The 22,865-nt window shown below is 62.7% G+C and carries 27 protein-coding genes and 2 pseudogenes; 19 read left to right on the top strand and 10 right to left on the bottom strand.

The window, feature by feature from the left end:
* Window positions 1-194 precede the first annotated feature (194 nt).
* The 5 genes and pseudogenes from AC0L2Z_RS18745 to AC0L2Z_RS18725 all read left to right on the top strand — a co-directional run.
* A pseudogene (locus AC0L2Z_RS18745) lies at window positions 195-641 on the top strand (excinuclease ABC subunit UvrB); the annotation flags it as partial.
* 439 nt (window positions 642-1,080) lie between these two features.
* A complete protein-coding gene (locus AC0L2Z_RS18740; protein ID WP_473628976.1) occupies window positions 1,081-2,610 on the top strand; it encodes an ABC-F family ATP-binding cassette domain-containing protein in 1,530 nt (509 codons plus the stop codon).
* Window positions 2,611-2,713: 103 nt separating this feature from the next.
* Complete coding sequence (locus tag AC0L2Z_RS18735) at window positions 2,714-2,899, top strand: hypothetical protein (RefSeq protein WP_023799860.1); 186 nt, start codon at window positions 2,714-2,716, stop codon at window positions 2,897-2,899.
* 189 nt (window positions 2,900-3,088) lie between these two features.
* The gene (locus AC0L2Z_RS18730; protein WP_287233120.1) at window positions 3,089-3,517 is read left to right on the top strand and encodes a VOC family protein; all 429 of its coding nucleotides are present in this window, start codon (window positions 3,089-3,091) and stop codon (window positions 3,515-3,517) included.
* A gap of 186 nt (window positions 3,518-3,703) precedes the next feature.
* The gene (locus AC0L2Z_RS18725; protein ID WP_287233122.1) at window positions 3,704-4,057 is read left to right on the top strand and encodes a DUF1428 domain-containing protein; all 354 of its coding nucleotides are present in this window, start codon (window positions 3,704-3,706) and stop codon (window positions 4,055-4,057) included.
* 7 nt (window positions 4,058-4,064) lie between these two features.
* Here the strand turns inward: AC0L2Z_RS18725 and AC0L2Z_RS18720 are convergent, their stop codons facing one another.
* Window positions 4,065-5,648 (bottom strand): tetratricopeptide repeat-containing sulfotransferase family protein, encoded by a 1,584-nt coding sequence (locus AC0L2Z_RS18720; protein ID WP_473628975.1) that lies wholly within the window; start codon window positions 5,646-5,648, stop codon window positions 4,065-4,067.
* Window positions 5,649-5,894: 246 nt separating this feature from the next.
* Window positions 5,895-6,089, bottom strand: coding sequence for a hypothetical protein (locus AC0L2Z_RS18715; protein ID WP_023799864.1), 195 nt, complete (start codon window positions 6,087-6,089; stop codon window positions 5,895-5,897).
* A gap of 383 nt (window positions 6,090-6,472) precedes the next feature.
* On the opposite strand from AC0L2Z_RS18715, the gene AC0L2Z_RS18710 reads away from it, so the two are divergent.
* From AC0L2Z_RS18710 to AC0L2Z_RS18695, 4 genes are all read left to right on the top strand, one after another.
* Complete coding sequence (locus AC0L2Z_RS18710; protein WP_287233126.1) at window positions 6,473-6,739, top strand: hypothetical protein; 267 nt, start codon at window positions 6,473-6,475, stop codon at window positions 6,737-6,739.
* Window positions 6,736-6,984 (top strand): hypothetical protein, encoded by a 249-nt coding sequence (locus AC0L2Z_RS18705; protein ID WP_128169625.1) that lies wholly within the window; start codon window positions 6,736-6,738, stop codon window positions 6,982-6,984. Before AC0L2Z_RS18710 ends, AC0L2Z_RS18705 begins: the two co-directional genes overlap by 4 nt.
* Window positions 6,985-7,034: 50 nt before the next feature.
* A complete protein-coding gene (locus AC0L2Z_RS18700; protein WP_473628974.1) occupies window positions 7,035-7,172 on the top strand; it encodes a hypothetical protein in 138 nt (45 codons plus the stop codon).
* A gap of 169 nt (window positions 7,173-7,341) precedes the next feature.
* The gene (locus AC0L2Z_RS18695; RefSeq protein WP_473628973.1) at window positions 7,342-8,895 is read left to right on the top strand and encodes an EAL domain-containing protein; all 1,554 of its coding nucleotides are present in this window, start codon (window positions 7,342-7,344) and stop codon (window positions 8,893-8,895) included.
* 87 nt (window positions 8,896-8,982) lie between these two features.
* Here the strand turns inward: AC0L2Z_RS18695 and AC0L2Z_RS18690 are convergent, their stop codons facing one another.
* Window positions 8,983-9,384: a Kazal-type serine protease inhibitor family protein gene (locus tag AC0L2Z_RS18690; protein WP_023799870.1), complete on the bottom strand. Its 402-nt coding sequence runs from the start codon at window positions 9,382-9,384 to the stop codon at window positions 8,983-8,985.
* 510 nt (window positions 9,385-9,894) lie between these two features.
* Between AC0L2Z_RS18690 and AC0L2Z_RS18685 the strand changes: the two genes are divergently transcribed.
* From AC0L2Z_RS18685 to AC0L2Z_RS18675, 3 genes are all read left to right on the top strand, one after another.
* A complete protein-coding gene (locus AC0L2Z_RS18685) occupies window positions 9,895-10,107 on the top strand; it encodes a cold-shock protein (protein WP_023799871.1) in 213 nt (70 codons plus the stop codon).
* A 255-nt stretch (window positions 10,108-10,362) separates the two neighbouring features.
* Window positions 10,363-10,575: a cold-shock protein gene (locus AC0L2Z_RS18680; protein ID WP_006202521.1), complete on the top strand. Its 213-nt coding sequence runs from the start codon at window positions 10,363-10,365 to the stop codon at window positions 10,573-10,575.
* A 243-nt stretch (window positions 10,576-10,818) separates the two neighbouring features.
* Window positions 10,819-11,235: a BA14K family protein gene (locus AC0L2Z_RS18675; RefSeq protein WP_473628972.1), complete on the top strand. Its 417-nt coding sequence runs from the start codon at window positions 10,819-10,821 to the stop codon at window positions 11,233-11,235.
* Between the two features lie 113 nt (window positions 11,236-11,348).
* Here AC0L2Z_RS18675 and AC0L2Z_RS18670 read toward each other — a convergent pair whose 3' ends face one another.
* The 3 genes from AC0L2Z_RS18670 to AC0L2Z_RS18660 form a co-directional block, all read right to left on the bottom strand.
* On the bottom strand, window positions 11,349-11,990 hold the full coding sequence (locus AC0L2Z_RS18670; protein WP_473628971.1) for an MBL fold metallo-hydrolase: 642 nt from the start codon (window positions 11,988-11,990) through the stop codon (window positions 11,349-11,351).
* 260 nt (window positions 11,991-12,250) lie between these two features.
* Window positions 12,251-12,568 (bottom strand): hypothetical protein, encoded by a 318-nt coding sequence (locus AC0L2Z_RS18665; protein WP_473628970.1) that lies wholly within the window; start codon window positions 12,566-12,568, stop codon window positions 12,251-12,253.
* A gap of 146 nt (window positions 12,569-12,714) precedes the next feature.
* Window positions 12,715-13,608: a branched-chain amino acid aminotransferase gene (locus AC0L2Z_RS18660; protein WP_091598375.1), complete on the bottom strand. Its 894-nt coding sequence runs from the start codon at window positions 13,606-13,608 to the stop codon at window positions 12,715-12,717.
* Window positions 13,609-13,851: 243 nt separating this feature from the next.
* On the opposite strand from AC0L2Z_RS18660, the gene AC0L2Z_RS18655 reads away from it, so the two are divergent.
* The 4 genes from AC0L2Z_RS18655 to AC0L2Z_RS18640 all read left to right on the top strand — a co-directional run bounded on the left by AC0L2Z_RS18655 (window position 13,852) and on the right by AC0L2Z_RS18640 (window position 17,913).
* The gene (locus AC0L2Z_RS18655; protein ID WP_031255243.1) at window positions 13,852-14,385 is read left to right on the top strand and encodes a MarR family winged helix-turn-helix transcriptional regulator; all 534 of its coding nucleotides are present in this window, start codon (window positions 13,852-13,854) and stop codon (window positions 14,383-14,385) included.
* On the top strand, window positions 14,372-15,091 hold the full coding sequence (locus AC0L2Z_RS18650) for a response regulator (RefSeq protein WP_036261013.1): 720 nt from the start codon (window positions 14,372-14,374) through the stop codon (window positions 15,089-15,091). Before AC0L2Z_RS18655 ends, AC0L2Z_RS18650 begins: the two co-directional genes overlap by 14 nt.
* Before the next feature lie 53 nt (window positions 15,092-15,144).
* Window positions 15,145-16,557 carry an ATP-binding protein gene (locus tag AC0L2Z_RS18645; protein ID WP_128169736.1) on the top strand — a complete coding sequence of 471 codons (1,413 nt, stop codon included), beginning with the start codon at window positions 15,145-15,147 and terminating at the stop codon, window positions 16,555-16,557.
* Window positions 16,558-16,827: 270 nt separating this feature from the next.
* The gene (locus AC0L2Z_RS18640; protein WP_287288711.1) at window positions 16,828-17,913 is read left to right on the top strand and encodes a glycosyltransferase family 4 protein; all 1,086 of its coding nucleotides are present in this window, start codon (window positions 16,828-16,830) and stop codon (window positions 17,911-17,913) included.
* A gap of 239 nt (window positions 17,914-18,152) precedes the next feature.
* Here the strand turns inward: AC0L2Z_RS18640 and AC0L2Z_RS18635 are convergent, their stop codons facing one another.
* The 4 genes from AC0L2Z_RS18635 to AC0L2Z_RS18620 all read right to left on the bottom strand — a co-directional run bounded on the left by AC0L2Z_RS18635 (window position 18,153) and on the right by AC0L2Z_RS18620 (window position 20,425).
* On the bottom strand, window positions 18,153-18,596 hold the full coding sequence (locus AC0L2Z_RS18635) for a YybH family protein (protein WP_023799881.1): 444 nt from the start codon (window positions 18,594-18,596) through the stop codon (window positions 18,153-18,155).
* Between the two features lie 337 nt (window positions 18,597-18,933).
* Window positions 18,934-19,293 carry a tRNA-binding protein gene (locus AC0L2Z_RS18630; protein ID WP_473628969.1) on the bottom strand — a complete coding sequence of 120 codons (360 nt, stop codon included), beginning with the start codon at window positions 19,291-19,293 and terminating at the stop codon, window positions 18,934-18,936.
* Window positions 19,294-19,310: 17 nt separating this feature from the next.
* A complete protein-coding gene (locus tag AC0L2Z_RS18625) occupies window positions 19,311-19,811 on the bottom strand; it encodes a type III secretion system chaperone family protein (protein ID WP_006202532.1) in 501 nt (166 codons plus the stop codon).
* Window positions 19,812-20,122: 311 nt separating this feature from the next.
* A complete protein-coding gene (locus tag AC0L2Z_RS18620; protein WP_287120876.1) occupies window positions 20,123-20,425 on the bottom strand; it encodes an accessory factor UbiK family protein in 303 nt (100 codons plus the stop codon).
* Window positions 20,426-20,600: 175 nt separating this feature from the next.
* Here AC0L2Z_RS18620 and AC0L2Z_RS18615 point away from each other — a divergent pair.
* From AC0L2Z_RS18615 to AC0L2Z_RS18605, 3 genes and pseudogenes are all read left to right on the top strand, one after another.
* A pseudogene (locus AC0L2Z_RS18615) lies at window positions 20,601-20,738 on the top strand (type II toxin-antitoxin system ParD family antitoxin); the annotation flags it as partial.
* Between the two features lie 126 nt (window positions 20,739-20,864).
* Window positions 20,865-21,719: a prolipoprotein diacylglyceryl transferase gene (gene lgt / locus AC0L2Z_RS18610; RefSeq protein WP_287280390.1), complete on the top strand. Its 855-nt coding sequence runs from the start codon at window positions 20,865-20,867 to the stop codon at window positions 21,717-21,719.
* Window positions 21,716-22,804: a class I SAM-dependent methyltransferase gene (locus tag AC0L2Z_RS18605; RefSeq protein WP_287295684.1), complete on the top strand. Its 1,089-nt coding sequence runs from the start codon at window positions 21,716-21,718 to the stop codon at window positions 22,802-22,804. The genes lgt and AC0L2Z_RS18605 overlap by 4 nt, the downstream gene beginning before the upstream one ends.
* Window positions 22,805-22,865 lie beyond the last annotated feature (61 nt).

Below are 22,865 nucleotides of genomic sequence, written 5' to 3'. Positions count from 1 at the left end.
CCCCCTCCCCCTCCCCCCCCCCCCCCCCCCCCAAACCCCCCCCCCCCCCCCCCCATCCCCCCCCCCCCCCCCCCCCCTCACCCCCCCCCCCCCCCCCCCCCCCGGCGCCCCCCCCCGCCCCCCCCCCCCCCCCCCCCCATACCCCCCCCCGGCCCCCCCCCCCCCCCCCCCCCCCCCCCCCCCACGGCAAGGGGCTGTTCCGCAAGCCCGCGCTCGACGAGATGGGCGCCGACGGGGCCGTGCCGGTCAAGAAGCCGCTATTCGCCAAGCCTTCGCTCGATGCGATGGGTCCGGGCACCGACATGCCGACGCCCGCCGGGGCGGTGTCACGCTCGCTGTTCAAGAAACAGTCGGCCGAGGAGGCGCACGGCTCCGATTTCGGCATCCCCGGCGAGCCGACCAAGCCGCTGTTCAAGAAGAACTCGCTCGATGAAATGACGGTGCGACGGACTGAAAAGCCTGTTGAGGGCAAAGTGCCGGCCAAGCCACAGCCGATCTCCCGCCAAACGGGCGCGGAGGAACGCGACGATTCGGCCAAACCAGTTATCCGCCAGCGCGCCGGCATCGGCTCCTACGAAGATCCAGCCGATGCCCGCCGTGAAAAGCGCCGGCCGGGTAAGACGGGCAGGCCGGGACGGTAGCGAACTTCCCTTCTCCCCTTGTGGGAGATGGTGGCCGAGCGAAGCTCGGTCGGATGAGGGGTGTTCCAGCTTGGCAAAAGCGGTGCTCCGTCCAGCACCCCTCAACCGTCTCGGCGCTGCGCGCCGATCCACCTTCTCCCACAAGGGGAGAAGGGATGCGCCCGCCCTTGCCATCGGCCCCTCCCTTGGTGTAGCCAGTTCTACAACTCGAACGTCTTGAAAGGAGGGCTGCGTGCATATCGACCACCACCGTCAGCGCGGCCCTGCCCCTGCCCTGCGAGCTTGCTTGCAGGGCTGACCAGAGACGGTCCGGGTTCTCCCGCTTCGATTTTCTTGGTCTGCCTTCGTGGTGCCGTAACGCCGAGCCTGCTGGCCTGCCTGCGCACCGTCAAAGTGCATCGAACCGGACCTTTATTCCGGGCAGACCAGAGAAACCAACATGGCCCTGATCAGCCTCAAGTCCCTCGGCGTCACCATGAGTGCGCCGCTCTTTTCCAACCTTGACCTCAGCATCGGCACCGGCGACCGGCTCGGCATCGTCGCCGCCAACGGCCGCGGCAAGTCCACCTTGCTGAAATGCCTGACCGGCGAGGTGGAGCCGACAGCAGGCGACATCACCCGCACGCGCGGCCTGCGCGTCGGCTATGTCGAGCAAGCCGTTCCCGCAGCACTGGCCGAGCATGGCTTTCAGCAGATGGTGGCCGACGCCTTGCCGGCCGAGCAGGCCGAAAGCGAGCAATGGCGCGTCGATGTCGTTCTCGATTCACTCGACGTGCCGCAGCCGATGCGCGAGCGGCCGATGCGGGCCTTGAGCGGCGGCTGGCAAAGGCTGGCGCTGATCGCACGCGTCTGGGTCACCGATCCCGATGTCCTGCTTCTCGACGAGCCGACCAACCATCTCGACCTCGCCAAGATCAGCCAGCTCGAAACCTGGCTGAACGCACTGCCGCGCGAGGCGCCGGTGGTGATCGCCAGCCACGATCGGGCGTTCCTCGACGCAACGACCAACCGGACGCTGTTCCTGCGCCCCGAACAGTCGCCGGTATTTTCGTTGCCCTATTCGCGGGCACGCGATCCGTTGAGCGAAGTCGACGCCTCGACCGAGCGCAAATTCCAGCGCGACATGAAGGTGGCGCAGCAATTGCGCCGGCAGGCGGCCAAGCTCAACAACATCGGCATCAATTCGGGCAGCGACGTTTTGACGGTCAAGACCAAGCAGCTCAACCAGCGCGCCCAGCGCCTCGAAGAGGTCGCAGCACCGGCGCACCGCGAAAAATCGGCGGGCCCGATAAAGCTCGCCAATCGCGGCACCCATGCCAAGGTGCTGATCACGATCGACGACGTGGCGGTCGAAACGCCTGACGGCACGCTGCTGTTCAGGACCGGCAAGTGCCACATCTGCCAGGGCGACCGCATCGTGCTGCTCGGCCGCAACGGCGTCGGCAAGTCGCGGCTGATCAGCCTGATCAGAAATGCCGTCGTCGAGCTAGAGACGGCAACACAAGGCGTGAAGGTGACGCCGTCGACGGTGCTCGGCTACAGCGACCAGGCATTGTCGGGCCTCAGCGGCGACGACACGCCGCTGGCGATGCTCTCGCGCAGATTTGATGTCGGCGAGCAGCGCGCCCGCTCGCTGCTGGCGGGCGCAGGCGTCGGCATCGACATGCAGGAGCGCAGGATCGGCGTGCTGTCGGGCGGACAGAAGGCGCGGCTGATGATGCTGGCGCTCAGGCTTGCCAATCCCAACTTCTACCTGCTCGATGAGCCGACCAACCATCTCGACATCGACGGCCAGGAGGCGCTGGAGGCGGAATTGCTCGGCCATCAGGCGAGCTGCGTGCTGGCATCGCACGACCGCTCCTTCATCAGGGCGATCGGCAACCGCTTCTGGCTGATCAAGAAGCGGCGGCTGGCCGAGATCGACAGCCCGGAAGACTTCTTCCGATCGGTGGCAGAAGCGGACGGTTGAAGCTTTGCGGCAAAAAATCCGACGCGCTGTCGGATCATGGCCGCGCGCCACGTCCTTGGGTCGCCGACACGGTGATGCCGGCGCCAATCGAGGAGAGAGCATCATGTCCATTCTGTCGTCCGTAGGTCGCATCGCGACCCGTTACTCGGCGGCTCGCGCCCGTTACCGCAGCGAGCGCGCCCTGCTTTCATTGCCGATCGAACTGCGCAAGGACATCGGCTGGCCGGAGATCGTCGTCGACGCGCAAAACAGCCGTCGGATTGCAATCTCCTTGTCCGAGGCAAGATGATAAGTTGAAGAGACCAACCGGCCGCAGCGGCGCCGTCATAAGCCTTGCGCGTCGCCCAGGGTCACTCCGCCGGCGGCCCGGCGCATCTGGTCCCGGCATTAAAAAAATGCGTCTGACGTGTAGGATCGCCGCCGCTTCATTCGTCCTGTGGTCCGCAAGGTCAAACCAAACGCAGAGAGGAGCAAAGAGATGAACGATCAGCCCCAAACCCAGCCTAAAGCGAAAGTCCTCGGCGGATTGACGCCCTACCTTCAGCTGGACGGCGCCTTCAAGGCTTCGGAATTCTATCAGAAGGCGTTCGGCGCCGAGCAGGTCTTCTTCTACCCGCCGGACGAGCAGGGCCGGACGATGCACATCCATCTCCACATCAACGGTTCGACCTTGATGATTTCCGACTTCTATCCCGAGCACGGAATGGCCCCGGTGAAGCCGCAGGGCTTCACCATGCAACTGCATCTCGGCAGCGACGACATCGACGCCTGGTGGCAGCGCGCAGTCGACGCAGGCTGCACGGTCGGCACGCCGCTGCAGGTGATGTTCTGGGGCGACCGCTGGGGCCAGCTTACTGATCCCTTCGGTGTCGAGTGGGCAATGAACGCGCCCGTGAAGGCGGCGTAGCCTCCTTTCCTTCTCCCCTTGCGGGAGAAGGTGGCCGAGCGAAGCTCGGTCGGATGAGGGGTGTTCCAGATTGCGATGACGGCACTCCGTCCAACACCCCTCATACGTCTTGGCGCTGCGCGCCAATCCACCTTCTCCCAGAACAAGGGGAGAAGGAAAACCCTACCCAACCCAAGGAGAACCACAATGTCCTATGTCGATGGTTTCGTACTCGCCGTGCCCAAGGCGAATCTCGATGCCTACAAGGAAATGGCGCGGCTGGGCGGCACTGTCTGGATGGAGCATGGCGCGCTTGCCTATGTCGAGTGCATTGGCGACGACGTGCCCTATGGCGAAATGACCTCGTTCCCGCGCGCCGTGCAGGCCAAGGACGACGAGATCGTCGTCTTCTCGTGGGTCGTCTATGAATCGCGGCAGAGCCGCGATGCGGTGATGGCCAAGGTGATGGCCGATGAGCGGCTGAAGTCCGACTGGTCGGCGATGCCGTTCGACGGCAAGCGCATGATCTTCGGCGGCTTTCAGCCCTTCCTCGAGCTGTAGGCCCGCATTACGCCAGCCGGTCGAGCAGCGGCTTGAGCCGGTCGCCATAACGCTTCCACAGATCGACCGAGCCCTGGTACATTGGCTGGCGCACCTGCGCCGCCGACGCCGTGCGCACCGGCCGGTCGGTCTCGTGGAACGACAGCACTGCATCGTCCCATGGCAGGCCGAGATAGGCGATCAGCGCCCGCGTCTGCCCTTCCTGGTCGGCAACGAAATCCTCGTAGCGCACATCATGCACGACATCAGGCAGAACGGTGCGCCAATGCGCCATGATGTCGGTGTAGAGATTGTGGAAATCGGCAAGCTCGCCGAGGTCGTAGCCGTAGCGGTGGCTGTCGCCGCGGAAATGCACCTTGTAGATCGACAGGCAGGTCGCCGCCGCGTCGCGCGCGCAATGGATGATCTTGGCCTTGGGCAGCATCAGATGGATGAAGCCGACCAAAAGGAAATTGCCGGGCATCTTGTCGGTGACATGCCGGAAACCCGGATAGCGGGCGTGCAGCAGGTCCAGATAGGCCTGGCCTGCCTCGGCAAAGGCCTTGTCGGGCAGGTCGGCGATCCCGCTGGGGAAACCGCCCTTCATACCAGGCGGAAACTGTTTTCCCACCGCCGTCTTCAATATGCCGAGCTCGCCCGCGCCATAGACTTGGCGGTGGCTGGCGATGATCTGCTCGACCAGCGTGGTGCCGGAGCGCGGCATGCCGACGACGAAGATCGGCGTGTCGTCGGCAATCCCGCTCGGTCTGTGCTTGTCGAAGAAGGCCTTGTCGAACACCGCCTTCATCGTTTCGAATTCGGCGCGTGTCTTGTCCGCGTCATAGTCGATGCCCATGCGGCGGATGGCATTGCCTTCGGCGAAATAATCGAAGGCACGGCCATAATCCTTGAGGTCGTCATTGGCCTTGCCGAGGCCGAACGAAAGCTGCATGCGCGCCAGGCTGCCTTCCGGCGCCTTGGCGTGCTGCGCCTCCATCCCGGCAAGCTCGGCGTCGCGCTCCTGCTGGCGCTTGACCTGGGTGAGCATCAGCCAGGCCCTGGCCATGCCGGGATCGACCGCCAGCGCCTGCCGGAAATGCTCCGCTGCCTCTGCGAGGCTGCCCTTCTCCATCAGCCCGACGCCCAGACCGTGCAGCAGGTCGGCGTCCTTCGGCCGAATTGCCAATGCTTCGCGGAAGACGGCGAGCGCCTCGTCGAGCCGCCCAGCCTCCTGCAGCGTTTCGGCAAGCCCGATGCGGGCGCGGACATGGAACGGGTTGCGGCCGATGGTGCCGCGATAGATCTCCTCCGCGCCCTCGAAGTGGCCGAGTTGCTTCAGCGAGGAGCCGAGATTGTCGCGCGCCGCGAGTTGCTCCGGCCGGATTGCCACCGCGCCACGGAAGAAATCGACGGCTGCACCGACACGGCCGAGGTCGCGCATCACCGTGCCGAGATTGTTGAGGAAATCTGGATTCTTGGGTTGCAGACGCACCGACTGTTCGAGGAGATCAAGTCCTTCGGCGCTGCGCCCGGTCTGGTGCAGAAGCAAACCGAGGAAATGTGCTGCCGCCGCATGATTGGCCTTTTGCGCCAGCACCTGCCGGTAGAGCATCTCGGCTTCCTGCCGGCGCCCCGCCTGATGCAATTGCAGTGCCTGCTGCACGCGCTGGTCGAGCCCCAGCGGCGGCTGTCCGCCTGAGCCGAAATTGCCGCCCGCGCCTGCCGGTCTTCTCGGATCTCTGTTGATGGGAAACCTGCCGTGTTTTGTCCGCCTGCCGCGATCTAGGCCATCGGCGCGGCAGGTTCAAGGGTTCGCAGGCCAGCTTGCCGGAAATCCTGGGCTCGTGGGCCGGCCGTGTCAGATCAGGCGGTTGGTCTCCGCAACCTGTCTGGCCCGCCGCAGCGTGCCGTCGGTATCGGCGATCCTGCGCCTCGCTGCCTCGTCACTTCGTATCGTCAGCCGTGCCGACACGACTTTCGCAGGCCCGGCGATCTGCTTGACAATCGGCTTGATGGTTACGGTCGAACCATCAGGTGTTTTCACGGAAAACATGATTTTTCCTTTCAGATGTAAATAAAAATCGATGCCGAGATGAATTTTTCCGGCACAATCTCAAACAATTCTTGTGAAGTTTCCGGACCGTATCACCATTTCCCAAATAGCCCTAGAAAAGTAAATTTACGACGATGTCGGCGACAGGCGGGAATCTTCTTGAATAAACCGCATTTTGGGATTAGTGAATTGAGATCGTTTTTTGGGCCAAGCTTGGCATCTCGCGGCGTCAGAAGTTCTCGACCCGCCAAACTCATTCCAGATCGCCGATACCCAAATTGCCGATACCCAAATTGCCGAACAGGGACCCACGATCTTAGGTCCCGGTGCCGCGAAGTGGGCACCACCCAATCGGATCCAAGACGACACTTCGAGGCACGAGAATGTCTGGCCGAACTACCCATTCCATCGCGCATTTCGAGGCACCCTTCATGATTGGCGGCCTGGAAGGACAATTGCCGGCCGGCGACTACGACATCGACCACGATGAGGAGCTTGTCGATGGCATCTCGTGGCTTGCCTGGCGCCGTGTCGGCACATTCATCCACCTGCCGGCAAGGACGGTGAAAAGCCAGACCAGCCAATTGGTCGCCATCGACTTCGCCGAACTCGAAACCGCGCTGAGGCGCGACCAGGAGAATGCCGCATGATCCGCTTCCAGCAGAACGCGCGCCCGCGCACCGACACGCCTGCGCATCTTTTCGCGATCGGCCAGACCGTTCGCATGAAGAGCCGCACCGGCCTTGTTCAGAAGACCGCCGAGCTGTTCCAGATCAAAAGCAGGCTGCCGGTCAAGGACGGCTCGCCGCAATACCGCATCCGCAGCAACGAGGAGACCCATGAGCGGGTCACCACGGAAGACAATCTCGAAGTGGCCGACGATCCAAACGGCTAGCCGCCCATCAACCATCGCCACCATGTTCATCAATCACGAGGGACCAGGAAATGGCCAAGGGTCAACAGCGCAGCAACCGCGAGACACGCAAGCCCAAGAAGGACAAGACGGCAGCAAAGCCGGCCTCGCCCTTCGGCTCGGCTGTCAAGCAGGCGGAAGCCGGTTTGAAATCGAAATCCAAGGGCTAGCGGCAAACGGATGAGCAGCCCTGCATTCATCCAGCCACCGCGGGCCGGATTAAAGATCACGTAATTTCGAAGCCCTATAAGGTCCGCTGGAACCGGGCCCGATCACAGTTGGCTGCCTGGCGGGCCGCGCGCGAAATCGTCGCTCGCAGCCGAATGCAGGGAGGCGCACATGGACAGGTCGCGCATCATCGTGACTGCGGTGGTGCTGGCCCTGCTCGGTGCGATAGTGCCCATCGCGGCGATGTTCCACTTTTCATGGGTCCTGGCGGTTCAAGAAGAACACGAGCGGCTGGAGCTGTTCGCCAACCGCGCGATCGCCAGGGCCAGCATATCCCTCATGGATGCAGCCGGCGCGTTGCGGGAGATCGACCGGTTCACCGGCGACCGCTGTTCGGTGGACCACATTGCCCGCATGCGGCGGCTCACCATCAACACGCGCTCGATCGAAGAAATGGGCTATTTCGAAAACGGCCTGCTCAAATGCACATCCTGGGGACCGACCGAAGGACGCGTTACGCAAGCCGCACCGGATTTCACCGCTGCAGACGGCGTTACCGTCACTGCCCGGATACGGCCCCTGGCCAACCAGGACCATCCGCTGATGGCCCTGCAGTACAAGCGCCATAATGTCCTTATCGACCCCCTGCGCTTTGTCGACATCGTCGTCGATCCCGACGTTCAGCTTGCCCTGGCGACAAACACGGGCGTCCTGCTCAGCGCGCTGAACGGGCCTGATCCTGCCCGCATCGGCAAGATCATCGCCGACCCGGGCAAAGGCCTGGATGACGGTCAACTGTTTGCCGCGGTGCGCGGGACGGACTGGATCGCCGTCGCCACCGAACCGGAAAGCCAGATTGTCGACAGCGTGCGTAGGCGGCAATTGCTGTTGCTTCCCCTCGGCGCTTTCATCGCCGCCTTCATCATCGGCATGGTTGTCTGGCTGTCACGGCGGCGGCTGTCGCCGCTTGGAGAATTGCAGATTGCCGTGCGCAAGCACGAGTTTATCGTCCACTATCAGCCGATCGTCGCGCTCAGGACAGGCAATTGCGTGGGTGCCGAAGCGCTGGTGCGCTGGAGACGACCCGACGGCTCGCTAGTCCGGCCCGATCTTTTCGTCCCGCTGGCCGAAGAGAGCGGCCTGATCGCGGCAATCACCGATCAGATCATCGCCCTTGTTGTTTTGGACCTGAAAAAACTTCTTGTCGCCAATCGTTCGCTCCACATCGCGATCAATCTCAGCCCGGCCGACGTCAGAACGGCAAGGGTCCTTCCGGTCATCGAAAAGGCCCTGCAGCACACCGGAATTCAGCCTCGGCAGATCTGGCTGGAGGCGACGGAGCGCGGTTTCGTCGACGTCGATTCAGCGCGTTCGACCGTCATTCGCGCCCGCGAGCTTGGCCATGCGGTCGCAATCGACGACTTCGGCACAGGCTATTCGAGCCTGTCCCATCTCGAGGGGCTGCCGCTCGATGCGCTGAAGATCGACAAGTCGTTCATCGACACGATCGCTACGGATTCCGCCACCAGTTCCGTCACGCCGCATATCATCGACATGGCCAAGACGCTGAAGCTGAAGATCATTGCCGAGGGCGTGGAGACGCAGGCACAGGTCGACTACCTGATGGAACGCGACGTCGACTATGGTCAGGGTTGGTTGTTTGCCAAACCTATGCCCGCGGCCGAGTTCATCGCCTATTGCCGCAGGGCGGGGCTGCCGGCGTAGAGGCAAGAGCCGCCAGCTGCCGTCGCGCGGCTGCGCCCAGTTGATGGATGAGCCTCCCCGCCCGGAGACGGGGAGGAAACCAGCCTCTCAGCAGGGACCGTCGTCGACGATGCGATAGTCGGCGGCGCGAGCCTCGCAAGCGTTGGGGAAGGTGCGCAACTCGCCGCCGCGGCGGGCGCAGACCGGGCGGTATTCGCGCGTGCAGAATGTCTGCTCTCCATCACCGCCACCGTCGCGGCACCGGCCGCCGCTGATGATGCGATATCCGGCCCGCTCGGCAAGGCAGGCATTGGCGAAGGTCTGACGGTCGCCACCGCGCCGGGCGCAGACCGGATCATATTGTCTGGTGCAAAATTGCGGCTCGGGCCGAGGCGGGCGGTACCCCGGTCCGTCCTCCTCCACCACCACCGCGGTACAGGCTGCAAGTACTGCCGACAGCAACAGGATGGCAAAACCCTGTCGCGAGAAGATTGCCGCAGGAAATTTCATCACCAGGCCTCCCTCGAGCCCCCGCTCCAATGCATGTCACCCAAAGCTGCCCACGGGACTCTGACCCGAGGGTGCGAAGCGGTTTGGGACAACGGCATGCCAAAAATGAAGCCGATCCTCGCCATTCCACCCGCCGAATGCAACCCCTGTTTGCAGGCCCCCAGCCGGCTGGACCGTGCGTGGCCGGGCTATGGCTTATGACCACCGGGCGAGCACCCCCGCTTTGTCGATGCCATGTGCGCGAAGGCGTCCATGAGCGGCCGTTGGCGCTACCTTGCAACCACCGCGTTTCCGTGCGATAAATTTTGTGTTCGGGCATTTGCGACCCGGAGAGCGGAACGTTTTGGACGACCTTTCCCCGATACTGTGAATCTCTGACGGCCCCGTTTTTCGGCGGGGGGTTTTGACCATGCGCCAATGCATGACTGCCGAAGCAACCACCGGGACTTGCCCACGGCGTCAGGCGGCGGGCAAACCACAAAGACTGACACGGGTGAAGGAGTTTCCCCAATGGCCCAGACCGGCACCGTTAAATTCTTCAACGCTACCAAAGGCTTCGGCTTCATCACGCCAGATGACGGCGCCAAGGATGTGTTCGTCCACATCTCCGCGATCGAGGCTTCGGGCCTGCGCACGCTCGTCGATGGCCAGAAGGTCACGTTCGATGTCGAGCCCGACCGCATGGGCAAGGGACCGAAGGCGGTCAATCTCCGCGCGGACTGAATCGTCGGCCCGCGCACGTCCGCGCGGACGTGCCAGGAATGAGCCCGAGGCCCCTCCAAAGGCCTTGAACCGGCTTTCAGCGCCGGACCCGAGTTTCGAAGGCGCGGCGGTTTCGTCGCGCCTTTTTTCGTGGCAGGGCGGCAAGCCACTGCTCGCAAAACTTTCTCTTGCCGATGGCGCTAAAATAAACGACAAATTTCCACTCGGGCATTTGCCGGCCCGAGACTGGACTTGATGGGATCAAAGGAGCTTCCCATGCCGCAGACCGGCACCGTCAAATTCTTCAATCATGCCAAAGGCTTCGGCTTCATCACGCCGGATGATGGCGCGAAGGATGTCTTCGTCCATATTTCGGCCGTGCAGGCGTCGGGTCTTCCCGGTCTTGAGGATGGGCAGAAGGTAACATTCGACACCGAGCCGGACAAGCGCGGCAAGGGTCCGAAAGCCGTCAACCTGTCGATCGGCTGAGCCGAGTTCGAGACAGCGTCGGACGGTCCGCTGGCGCAGCTCCGCTCGTTGTCGAGCGTATGATATTTGTGCCATGCGCCATGCCTGATCGATGAATCGACTGGTCCCAGCCCGCCAATTTCGTTCAGCCCCCGTTCAGCCACGGTCGCCTATTAATCTTCGGTAAAGCCGGACCGCATCCCCCAGATTACCCACAGATTACCCGGGCCGCAGATTACCCGGGCCGGCATGAAGGAGACCGAGATGAACCGAATTTTCAAGACCGCCGTCCTGTCCGCCGCAATTGTTGCAACCACGCTCGCGACCTTGCCGGCGGCCAGCGCAGGTGACTGGCGCCACCGGCACCACCATCGTGGTAATGGCGATGCGATCGCGGCAGGCGTCCTTGGCCTCGCGGCCGGCGCTCTGATCGTTGGTGCGCTCAACAACCCGCAGCCCAGCTATTACGACGCCGGCTACGACGATTATGGTCGCTATCCACAGCCCGCCCCGGTGCGCCGCTACTACGCGGAACCGCGGGTCGTCTACAATGACGGCTATGCCGAGCCATGGACCCGTGGCTGGTATGACTATTGTTCGGATCGCTATCGCTCTTTCAACGCCCGCACCGGCACGTTCACCGGCTATGACGGCGAACAGCATTTCTGCACCGCGAACTGAGGCTTCCCTGCCCCCCAAAAAAGCGCTGTCCGCAAGGCCAGCGCTTTTTTGTTGTCGGCATATCAAGGCAAGAGACCGATGCGCGTCGCGTGAAGCTCCGCAGCCACGACGCGTTAAATCAGGAAGGGATTGCTCCGGCGCTCCTCGCCGAAGCGGCCGCCGGGACCATGGCCGCAGATGAAGCCGATGTCGTCGCCGAGCGGCAGAAGCTTGTCCTTGATCGAGGCGATCAACGCGGCGTGGTCGCCGCCCGGCAGGTCGGTGCGCCCGACCGAGCCGCGGAACAAGACGTCGCCGACATGGGCGAACTTCGCAGCACGATTGTAGTAGACGACATGGCCGGGCGCGTGGCCGGGGCAATGAAAGACTTCGAACACGTGCTGGCCGAACGAGACGGTATCGCCTTCGCTGAGAAAGCGGTCGGGCACGCAGTTGCTCACCGGATCGGTGATGCCGTAATGTTTCGCCTGCTTCTCGAGATTGGCGAGCAACGGGCGGTCGGCCTCATGCGGACCGATGATCTCGATGCCGAGGGCCTCCTTCAGCTCCATGGCGCCGCCGGCGTGGTCGATGTGACCATGCGTGATCCAGATCGCGCCGGCATCGATCGCATTGTCCTTGAGCACTGCCAGCACCTTGTCGATGTCGCCGCCGGGATCGACGACGACGCCTTGCCTGTCGTCCATGTCGAAGAGGATGGTGCAGTTTTGCTGGAAGGCCGTGACCGGCACGATGCCGGCGTTGAGCTGACCCATGATCGTCCTTTCGCTGTGTCGCTTCTGATTTAGAGACACACGCGAACGTCGTCCACCGCATCCGGCTGTCGCGACAACGCAAAAATGAAATGGGCGGCCGAAGCCGCCCACGCAAAACCCGGAACCGCTAAAGCGCGTCGCGGCTGAATGGATTCATGCGACGCGCTTTAAGTTATTGATTTATGCATGTCGTTATCGCAAACCACTGCGCACCCTCGGGTCAGGCCCCAGGGCATGCTTTTGCGCGACATGCATTTGGCTTACTTCTTCGTCGCGTTCATGACCGCGCCGATGATGGCCGTCAGAATGGCGCCACCACCGGCACCGCCGAGGATGTTCTGCACATTCAGCGCGCTGCCAAATCCGCCCGTTGCCGCTGCGGCCGCAGCCGGATCGATCGTGCCGCCGCCGAGCAGGCTGCCGAGGATGGCCGCACCGCCGACGCCGCCAAGGGCGCCGCCGAGGATTTTGGTAAGCTGCCCCATTGCCGCTGTCTTGAGCGCGGCGCCCACCGCCTGGCCACCAATGACACCCATAATCACCTGAACAATGATCTGAAGAAGCGTGTTCATGTCCATATTACCAGTCCCTCCATAGCTGCCAGCCTCCCGGGCCGACAGCATCATGAGACGCCGAACTGGACGAAAGTCAAATGCCGCGGTGCTTAAATAAAAGGGGCAGTCCGAAAACCGCCCCTACTTGTTAAAAAAAGTTGTGACTTTCGTTATTCTGCGGCAATCGCATGCTTGGGTTGAACGGCTGCAGAATAGTCGTTCATCAGAGTCTTGGCGATTTCGCCCACCTCGAATCGGTATGGACCGATCTCTGAAACGGGGGTCACCTCGGCCGCCGTTCCGGTGAGGAAGCACTGCTGGAAGCCTTCGAGTTCTTCTGGCATGATGGTGCGCTCGATCACCTCGAAGCCGCGATCCTTGGCAAGACCAATGACTGTACGGCGGGTGATGCCGTCGAGGAAGCAATCGGGGGTGGGTGTGTGGATCTTGCCGTCCTTGACGAAGAAGATGTTGGCGCCGGTTGCTTCCGCAACCTGGCCGCGCCAGTCGAGCATCATGGCGTCGGCATAGCCTTTGGCTTCGGCGGCATGCTTGGACATGGTGCAGATCATGTAGAGGCCGGCAGCCTTCGATTTCGACGGCGCGGTGCGCGGATCGGGGCGGCGCCATTCGGCCAGATCGAGGCGGATGCCCTTCAGCTTCTGTGCCGGATCGAAATAGCTGGGCCACTGCCAGATGGCGATGGCGCAGTTGATCCGGCTGTTTTGCGCCGAGACGCCCATCTGTTCGCTGCCGCGCCAGGCGATCGGCCGGACATAGGCATCCTGAAAACCCTGCTTCTTCAACAGCGTGCGGCAGGCGTCGTCGATCTCGGCAACCGAATAGGGAATCTTGAAGCCGAGCAGGCGTGCCGATTCGTGCAGGCGCTCGCTGTGGTCGGTCAGCTTGAAAATCTCGCCGCCATAGGCGCGTTCGCCCTCGAACACCGCGCTGGCGTAGTGCAGGCCATGGGTCAGCACGTGGATCTTGGCGTCGGCCCATTGGACGAACTCGCCGTTCATCCAGATAAAGCCGTCCATTTGGTCAAAGGGAACGGATGCCATGGTAACCTCCCGCGGGCGGCCGCCCGCACATTATCTTTGCGCGTTTCCTGTCAGCCGCATCGGGCGGCCGGCATCTCGAAGCGTAGGCGGATATATAAGGTCTGGCAAACACAGGAAGTTCCGGAAAAACGGCTTTCCCTTGCCTTTTCGTTCGCAATCCGCCGAAAAGCTTGTCAAAAATTACCATTGCCGGGAAATTACGTCAATAGTACTGACATAATTTCCCTTTCGCACGGAGAAATGATGACGGATCGCAGCCACCCAGCCGGAAAACCGATCAGGACGGCGATCACCGACGAGGACGGCATCGACTTTGCCATCATCGAACTGTTCTTCTTCGCCTATCGCGATTTTACCTCCGATCCGGACCAGATCCTGTCCGATTATGGTTTCGGCCGCGCCCATCACCGGGTTCTGCATTTCGTCAATCGCAGGCCGGGCCTGACCGTCGCCGAACTCCTCGACGTGCTGAAGATCACTAAGCAGAGCCTGGCGCGCGTGCTCAAGCAACTGATCGATACCGACCACATCGTCCAGTTGCAGGGTCCGCGCGACCGCCGCCAGCGCGAGCTCTATCCGACAGCCAAGGGCCGCGCCCTGGCGCTGGCGCTGGCACGGCCACAGTCACGCCGCATCCATGCTGCATTGGAAGATTCCGGAGCCACCGAACGCGCCTTGATCGAGCGCTTCCTGGAAGCGATGGTCAATCCGGAACTAAGGGCGCAGATCGACATTGTGCCCGCAAAAACGTCAGGGAAAAGCCATGGAGACCATTGAAAGGGTTGATCAACCGGCAGCACCGGACGACGATGCGCCGCATCTGCTGGTGATTGATGACGATACCCGTATCCGCAATCTTCTCAAACAATATCTGACCGAAAACGGCTTTCGTGTCACCGTTGCCGGAAATTCCGGCGAAGCGCGGCGCAAGCTCGCCGGCCTCGATTTCGATCTGCTCGTGCTCGATATCATGATGCCGGGCGAAACCGGCGTCGATCTCGCCAAGGCATTGCGGGCAACCAAGAACGTGCCGATCCTGATGCTTACCGCGCTGTCCGAGACCGACAGCCGGATCACCGGGCTCGAGGCCGGCGCCGACGACTATCTGCCGAAGCCTTTCGATCCCCGAGAATTGATCCTGCGCATCAACAACATCCTGCGCCGCGGCGGTCCTGCAACGACGCCCAAGGTCGAGCAGCTGGTTTTCGGGCCTTACACGTTCCAGATCGCCAGGCGGGAACTCAAGCGCGGCGGCGAGGCTCTGAAGCTGACCGACCGCGAGCAGGAGATCCTGGCGATCTTCGCGGCCCGGGCCGGCGAAACGATACCGCGTCATGAACTTGTCGGCGACGAATCCGAAGTCGGCGAGCGCACCATCGACGTCCAGATCAACAGGCTGCGCCGCAAGATCGAGCGCGATCCGTCCAATCCGGTCTGGCTGCAGACCGTGCGCGGTATTGGGTATCGGCTCAGCGTGGAATAGACTGCCGCCCGCAGCCCCCTTGTCGAGCGGCTGCGGATGAGCAAAAAGGGCGAATGGCGACCACGCAACTGGAACGGCCGGGAGATCGCGGCTTGAGCGCTCGCGCCAGGCGAGCGCTGAAGGCCGTGCCGCTTGCCTGGAAACGGTTCTGGCGCCTCGTTTCGCTTTACATGCCGAAGCGGCTCTATGCCCGCTCGCTGATCATCGTCATCGCGCCGATGATCCTGCTGCAATCGGTCCTCGCCTTTGTCTTCATGGAACGCCACTGGCAGACCGTGACGCAGCGCCTGTCGCAGGCCACGGTCCGCGACATTGCCGCGATCGTCGACCTGGTGGAAACCTATCCGCACGACGCCGACTACGCCAACATCATCCGCATCGCGCAGGATCGCATGCAGCTGAAGATCGACTTGCTGCCGCCCGATCCTCTGCCGGCGCCCGGTCCAAAGCCGTTCTTCTCGATCCTCGACGAAATTCTCTCGTCCGAGATCACCCATCAGATTAACCGTCCGTTCTGGATCGATACGGTCGGCAATTCCAATATCATCGAGGTCCGCGTCCAGCTCGAAGGCAAGGTGCTGCGCGCCTTCGTGCGCCGCAGCCAGGCCTATGCCTCGAACACGCACATTTTCCTGATCTGGATGGTCGGCACCTCGCTGGTGCTGCTGATGATCGCCATCCCGTTCCTTCGCAACCAGATCCGGCCGATCCTGACGCTGGCCGAGGCCGCCGAAAGTTTCGGCAAGGGCCGGCCGATGCCGCTCGATTTCCGTCCGCGCGGCGCCGACGAGGTTCGCCGCGCCGGCTTTGCCTTCATCCAGATGCGCGAACGCATCGAACGCCAGCTCGAACAGCGCACCGCCATGCTGAGCGGCGTCAGTCACGATTTGAGGACCATCCTCACCCGCTTCAAGCTGCAGCTTGCGCTGACCGGCACCAAGGCCGACACCGAGGCGCTCGGCCAGGACATCGACGACATGCAGTCCATGCTGGAAGGCTATCTCGCCTTTGCCCGCGGCGAGGCAACGGAAGACGCCGGCCGTTTCAACCTTGAAGCCTATTTCGACAAGCTCGGCGAGGAGGCGACGCTGCGCAAGCGCAAACTGTCGACTTCGCTCGCCGGCGATCCAAATGTGCACGTGCGGCCCCACGCCTTTGCCCGGCTGTTGTCCAATGTCGTCGGCAACGCCTTCCGTTATGCCAAGACGGTTGAGATCAACGCCAACCACGGCCGCGGCTCGCTGCTCGTCACCATCGACGACGACGGTCCGGGCATTCCGCCTGAAAAGCGCGAGCACGTGTTCAAGCCTTTCGTGCGACTTGACGAAGCCCGCAACCTCGATGCCAGCGGCACCGGCCTTGGCCTTGCCATCGCACGCGACATTGCCCGCAGCCATGGCGGCGACATCATGCTCGACAAGAGCCCGCTCGGCGGCTTGCGCGCCGTCATCAAGGTTCCTGCCTGATTAGAGTGACGTGCGTCCAATTGGACGCACAAAGTACGCTCTACACTTTGAACCCTCGCGACGTGCGTCCAATTGGACGCACAAAGCACGCTCTAACACTTTGAACTTACGCATCGTGCTTTCAGGTGTTGTAGACGGCCATCGGCTATGCCTTCATCGGCCCGTCATGAAACCATGCTGAAGAGCGCGCATGAAGCGCGTGATCCTGATTGATTCGGCCTTGCGGCCCCGCATCAAGGAAACCGACGACCTTTCAAGCAAAGGCCTGCTATGCGCATCCTGATGGTCACCGACGCCTGGCGCCCGCAAGTCAACGGCGTTGTCCATACGCTGGAACGGCTTTCAGAAACCCTGAAATCCTTCGATGTCGAGACGGACTTCCTGACCCCGAATATCTTTCGCACCTTGCCGCTGCCGACCTACCCGGACATCCGGCTGGCGCTGACGACGCCAGGCCGCGTGGCGCGCCTGATCGAAGCGCGCAATGCCGATCATATCCATATCGTCACCGAGGGCCCGCTCGGCATCATGGCGCGGCGCTATTGCCGCAAGGCCGGCCGGCCGTTCACCACAAGCTATCACACGCGCTTTCCGGAATATCTGAGCGCGCGGCTGCCAATACCGGAAGCCTGGGCCTATCGCTGGCTTCGCGATTTCCACAATTCCGGGCAAGGCACGCTGGTCGCCACCCAGTCTTTAGCGGACGATCTGGCGGCGCGCGGCTTCACCAAGCTCAGGCCATGGACGCGCGGCGTCGATACCGACCATTTCCGGCCGGACAAGAAAAAGGATATGGGGCTCAAGCGACCGATCTTCCTCTGCGTCGGCCGCGTCGCGATCGAAAAGAACCTGGCCGCCTTCCTCGACCTGAATTTGCCCGGCAGCAAGGTGGTCGTCGGCGAGGGACCTGAGTTGGCCAGGCTCAAGGCCAGATATCCCGATGCCCATTTCCTTGGCCACCGCCCGAACGACGAACTGGCCGAAATCTATGCCTCGGCCGATGTCTTCATTTTTCCCAGCCGCACCGACACGTTCGGCAATGTCATCATCGAGGCGCTGGCCAGCGGCACGCCGGTCGCAGCCTATCCGGTGACCGGGCCGATCGACATTGTCGGCGACGGCGTCGGCGGAGCCGTATCGAACGATTTGCGTGAGGCCGCGCTCGCCGCGCTCGATGTCGACCGCGCCGAAGCGCGCCAACGGGCAATGCGCTATAGCTGGAAGGCCTGCGCGGAGATGTTCCTGGAAACGGTTGGAGAGGCGCTGGGCACCCAGCGAAAACTGACACCACCTTTCGTCATCCACGGGCGAAGCGGCGGCAACGCCGGCGCGCAGACACGAGGATCCATTTCGTGACCTGCGAGCGGCCCCTTCGGTGAAGAACTTGTTGGGTTGAGGCGGCGGCGGGCCGCACTTGCTCCACAGGTTCATCCGGAACGCGTTGCCGAAAACAGGGAAGCGGAGGCGCTGATCGATTTCAATTACTTGCACGAGCCAGGGTCCAGCTCATGGCGTCCGTCTGGATCGTGACTGCGCAGCTGAGGCAGCGACCCGGTAGCGCACCCCTCCCGTCGGAAAGCAGAGAACGCCGTTGATTAGTTGAAGGTGTGCAGCCGGAGTTTCAGGCTGCCATCTGCCTGCTTTTCGAAGACGTGGGTTGCCACCCCGGCCCACGGCTGATCCGCACCATTGGCGTCTTTACCCTTGGCCGACCATTTCGCCGTGCCAAACAGCAGGTTGCCGTCACCTCCTGCTTCGATCAGTTCGAGCTTGTGGCCTGTCACTCCCATGCCGAAGAGGCCGCCAAAGAATTTCTCGACTCCGTCCGGTGCCTTGATGACGTCATGGGTGGCGGGCAAGAAGATCGCGTCGTCGGTGTAGAACGCCGCAACCGCCTTTGCGTCTGCTTTGTTGAACGCAGCGTCCCAGGCCACGTAAGCGGCTTTCACCTGATCGTCGACGGGGTCAGCGTTGGCGGGCGACCACGAAAAGAGGCAAAGGGAAAGCACAGCGAAAATCGCAGTCAGCAGTCGAACCATCGTATCCTCCCGAGAATTGGCGGCACAGCCCGACAGATGCCGCGTCAAAACAATACGCCTGGGCCGTTGGGCTGTCGACTAGTCCGTTTGGGGTGGCCGCCCACAACGAAAACCTCAAATCGATGTTGTCGCCGAGAACGGCAATCACGTGCAGGTCAAGACTGCGGGCACGCTTGGTTCATTTCGCGGGCATTCGGCGTGGTCGCGATACTGCGGCCGAGGTTTCTGGTGATAACGACTTTTGGGGAAACCACGCGCTTCTTGAAATCAAACCCTGGAGCAGCCAAGGAAAGTCTGCGCGTCGGCTTCGCTCCCGCTCCGCCCGTGGATGACGAAGCTAAAACAGTTGGCCGCCGTCAGGCACCCTGCGTTCGATCGCGCCGAGGACGACCGCACCCTCCCCGTCGGGAAAGCCAAGCGTCAGCACTTCCGACATGAAGGGGCCGATCTGCCGCGGCGGAAAATTGACCACCGCGAACACCTGCCGGCCGATCAGCGTCTCGGGCGCATAGTATTTGGTGATCTGCGCCGACGATTTCTTCACTCCGATGTCGGCGCCGAAATCGATCTTCAGCTTGATCGACGGCTTGCGCGCCTCCGGAAACGGCTCGGCCTCGACGATCGTGCCGGCGCGAATGTCGACACGGTCGAAATCGGCGAAGCTGATCTCGGGCTTGCGCTGGCTGCTCGAACTCATGGAGGGAAGGTCCTGGATCAGGCGTTTCCGTAGGTCTCGAACAGGACGCCGGCCAGCGCATCCTTGGCCGAGGTTCCCGACCAGACGACGAACTGGAACGCCTGGAAGTAGCATTCGCAGGCTTCCAGCGCCGACGACAGCAGCACCTCGACCTGCTGGCTCGACGGCTCGACCCCGCCGGCGAGCAGCAGCGACTGGCGGAACATGATCGCGCCCTCCTGCTCCCAGAGGTCGAAATGGCCGAACAGCATCTGCTCGTTGATCAGCGAAAGCAGCCGCATCACTTCGAGCGCGCGCGCCTCCGGCACCTTGATGTCGAAAGCGCAGGCCAGGTGCAGCGCCTCGAAATCCTCCATCCAGGAAAATGAGACGTGGTAGTCGGTCCAGCTTCCGGCAACCGAAATCGAAATCTCGTCGTCGCCGGCCCGTTCGAAGGACCAGTCGTTGTTGTGCGCCACCTGCTCGATAACATCCACCGGATGGATTTCGCGCGAGAATTCGAGTTCGAGAAGTTCCATGAATGCTTCCTGTCGTTCCTTCGCCTCGGCCGGCGGGGCACCCACAACGAACAATTTTGTCTAGAACTCGGACGGCCGGGACTTCGTCAACGCACAAAGACCCCAGACCGGACCCCACCGCCCGGCGCATGACCCTGCTCCGAATCATGCAACAAATTCAGTCTATTGATCGGGAGTCGCGTGACCAGCCCAATTTTTCGCACTGCGTCATTCGCATGTGGAAAGCCGCTGTCACAAAGATTCACGCAATGCCGGTAAGCGATTCACGACAAAGCGCTTTTTGCGATTGTGCTTTGTGGAAAAGTTTAACGTTATTTTTTTAACCTGGGCTTTGCCGCAGCCGCAGGCGCGGCCTGCCCGGTCAGATCGGCGAGCTTTGCCTCAAGCGTCTCGATGCGCGCAGCGAGACGGGTGTTTTCTTCCCTGGCTTTTACCGCCATGTCGCGGGCGGCCTCGAATTCTTCGCGCTGCACCAGGTCCATCGAGTTGAGAACACGCTCGGCCTGCCCCTTGAAGGCGGTTTCCACTTCGCGGCGCACGCCTTGCGCGGCACCCGCAGCGTCGGTCATCAGCTTGGCGAACTCATCGAGAATGCGGTTCGGTCCGGTCGACATGGCAAATCCTCGCTTGCTCGATTTGACGTAGTGGCGCGCGACGCGGAATGCAAGAACGTTGAGGCTGCTGCGTCATCAAGTCGATGCAATTTGACCTAGTCTCGCAAGCCATAGCTGGTACCATCCAAGGAAGAGCATTCTGACGGGGACTGCAATGGCTTTCAGTGCGAATTTGGACCAGCGTCTTGCCGCACGCGACGCCGCGCTCGCCAAGGGCCTCGGCGATGCCGACGCAGGGCGGGTGAAGCCTGCGGAAGAGGTGCTTGACCGCCTGGAGGCCAAATACAGGGCATTGGCCGGGACCAAGCTGTGAGGCGGCAGTACCGGCACGATCAGCCTGCTTCCCGAAGCCGTATTTGCCGCGCCAGCGTCGCCTTGACCGGGCCAAAACCCTGCCGCATGGTCCGCGCCCGAACGTGATCGCAACCGGGAGATCCTGTTGAGCGAATATCTTATGCTGCCGCTGGCCGCCCTGCCCTTCCCCAACATCGACCCGGTCATCGTCCAGATCGGACCGCTGGCGGTGCATTGGTATGGCGTCGGCTATATCGTCGGCATTCTCTTCGCCTGGTGGTATGCCAAGCGGCTCGTCACCAATGCAAGGCTCTGGCCCGACGGCACCGTGCCCATGAAGCCCGAGGATCTCGACGACTTCATCGTCTGGGCGGCTATCGGCGTGGTGCTTGGCGGGCGTGTCGGCTACGTGCTGTTCTACGACCTGCCGCGCTACATCGCTCAACCCTTCGATATCCTTGCCGTCTGGCAGGGCGGCATGTCCTTCCATGGCGGGCTGCTCGGCGTCATTCTCGCCATGACGCTGTTTTCCTGGTCGCGCGGCATCCGCACATGGTCGCTGTTCGACGTGGTGGCGGCCGGCGTGCCGGTCGGCCTTGGCCTCGTCCGCATGGCGAATTTCATCAACTCCGAACTCTGGGGCCGGCCGACCGACGTGCCATGGGCGGTCGAATTCCCAAATGGCGGGCCCTTTGCGCGCCATCCGAGCCAGCTCTACGAGGCGCTGCTCGAAGGCCTGGTGCTGTTCCTGGTCCTGCGCTTCCTCACCCATTCCAGGCTCAAGCTGAAGACGCCGCGCTTCGTCGGCGGCGCCTTCATCGCCGGTTACGGTCTCTCGCGCATCCTCGTCGAATTCTTCCGCGAGCCCGACCAGCAGCTCGGCTACCTCCTCGGCACCAACTGGCTGACGATGGGCATGGTGCTGTCGCTGCCGATGCTGCTGGCCGGCATCTGGGCGATGGTGACTGCAAAGCCGGTAACACAGCCACAGCCGGTATGACCCGACTGAAAACCCGCATCGTGGAGCTGATCGGTGCGGCGGGGCCGATCCCCGTCAACCACTACATGGCGCTCTGCCTGTTCGATCCGCTGGACGGCTATTATACGACGCGCGATCCGTTCGGGGCTGCCGGCGACTTCGTCACCGCGCCGGAGATCAGCCAGATGTTCGGCGAGCTGATCGCCGTCTGGCTCTACGAAGCCTGGCTGGCGACCGGCCGGCCGATGCCGGTCACCATCGCCGAGATCGGCCCCGGCCGCGGCACGCTGATGAAGGACATCCTGCGCACGCTTTCGCGGCTCGATCCGGCGCTGACCGCCGGTGCGTCGTTCGCCATGATCGAGACCAGTCCGCGACTGGCCGATGTCCAAAGGCAAACGCTTGTCGCCACGCCGGCCGCGATCGGCTGGCACGAAAGCATCGACACGCTGCCGCAGACCCCGCTTTTCATCGTCGGCAACGAATTGTTCGACGCGGTGCCGATCCGCCAGTTCGTCCGCGCCGGAACAGGCTGGCGCGAACGGATGATCGGCCTCGATGGCGCCGACCAATTGCACGTCTTCGCCGGCGCCGGCTCGGTCGATCCAACACTGTTGCCGGACGATGCCGAAAACGCGCCACAGGGCGCGATCGTCGAGGTCGCGCCGGCCCGAGCCGCGCTGATGGCGACCATCGCCGAGCGCTTGGCCGGGCTCGGCGGCGCCGGCCTGTTCCTCGACTATGGCTACCTCCAGCCAGGGATCGGCGACACGTTGCAGGCCTTGCGCAAGCACGATCACGAAGATGTGCTGGCCAATCCGGGCGAAGCCGACCTCACCGCCCATGTCGATTTCGCCGCCCTTGCCGCGATAGTGCGGGCGCATGGCCTCGATGCCCATCTCTCCACGCAAGGCGAATTCCTGGTGGAAATGGGGCTTCTCGAACGCGCCGGCCAGCTCGGCGCCAATGCCAATGAGGCGGCTCGCGAAAAGATTGCGGGCGAGGTCGAACGCCTCGCCGGCCCGCAAGCCATGGGCGACCTGTTCAAGGTGCTTGCCGTCCTGCCTGCCGGCATCGCCGTTCCGCCCTTTGCAACGGCGGATTGACTTTTCACTGCCGCCTCTCCCACTCTCCCGCCTTCCGACTGTCGCCGTTGGACTGTCGCCA

This window comes from Mesorhizobium sp. WSM4850, from assembly GCF_055811735.1.
The sequence above is the reverse complement of the archived record's forward strand: the minus strand, read 5'-3'. Positions and strand labels throughout refer to the sequence as shown.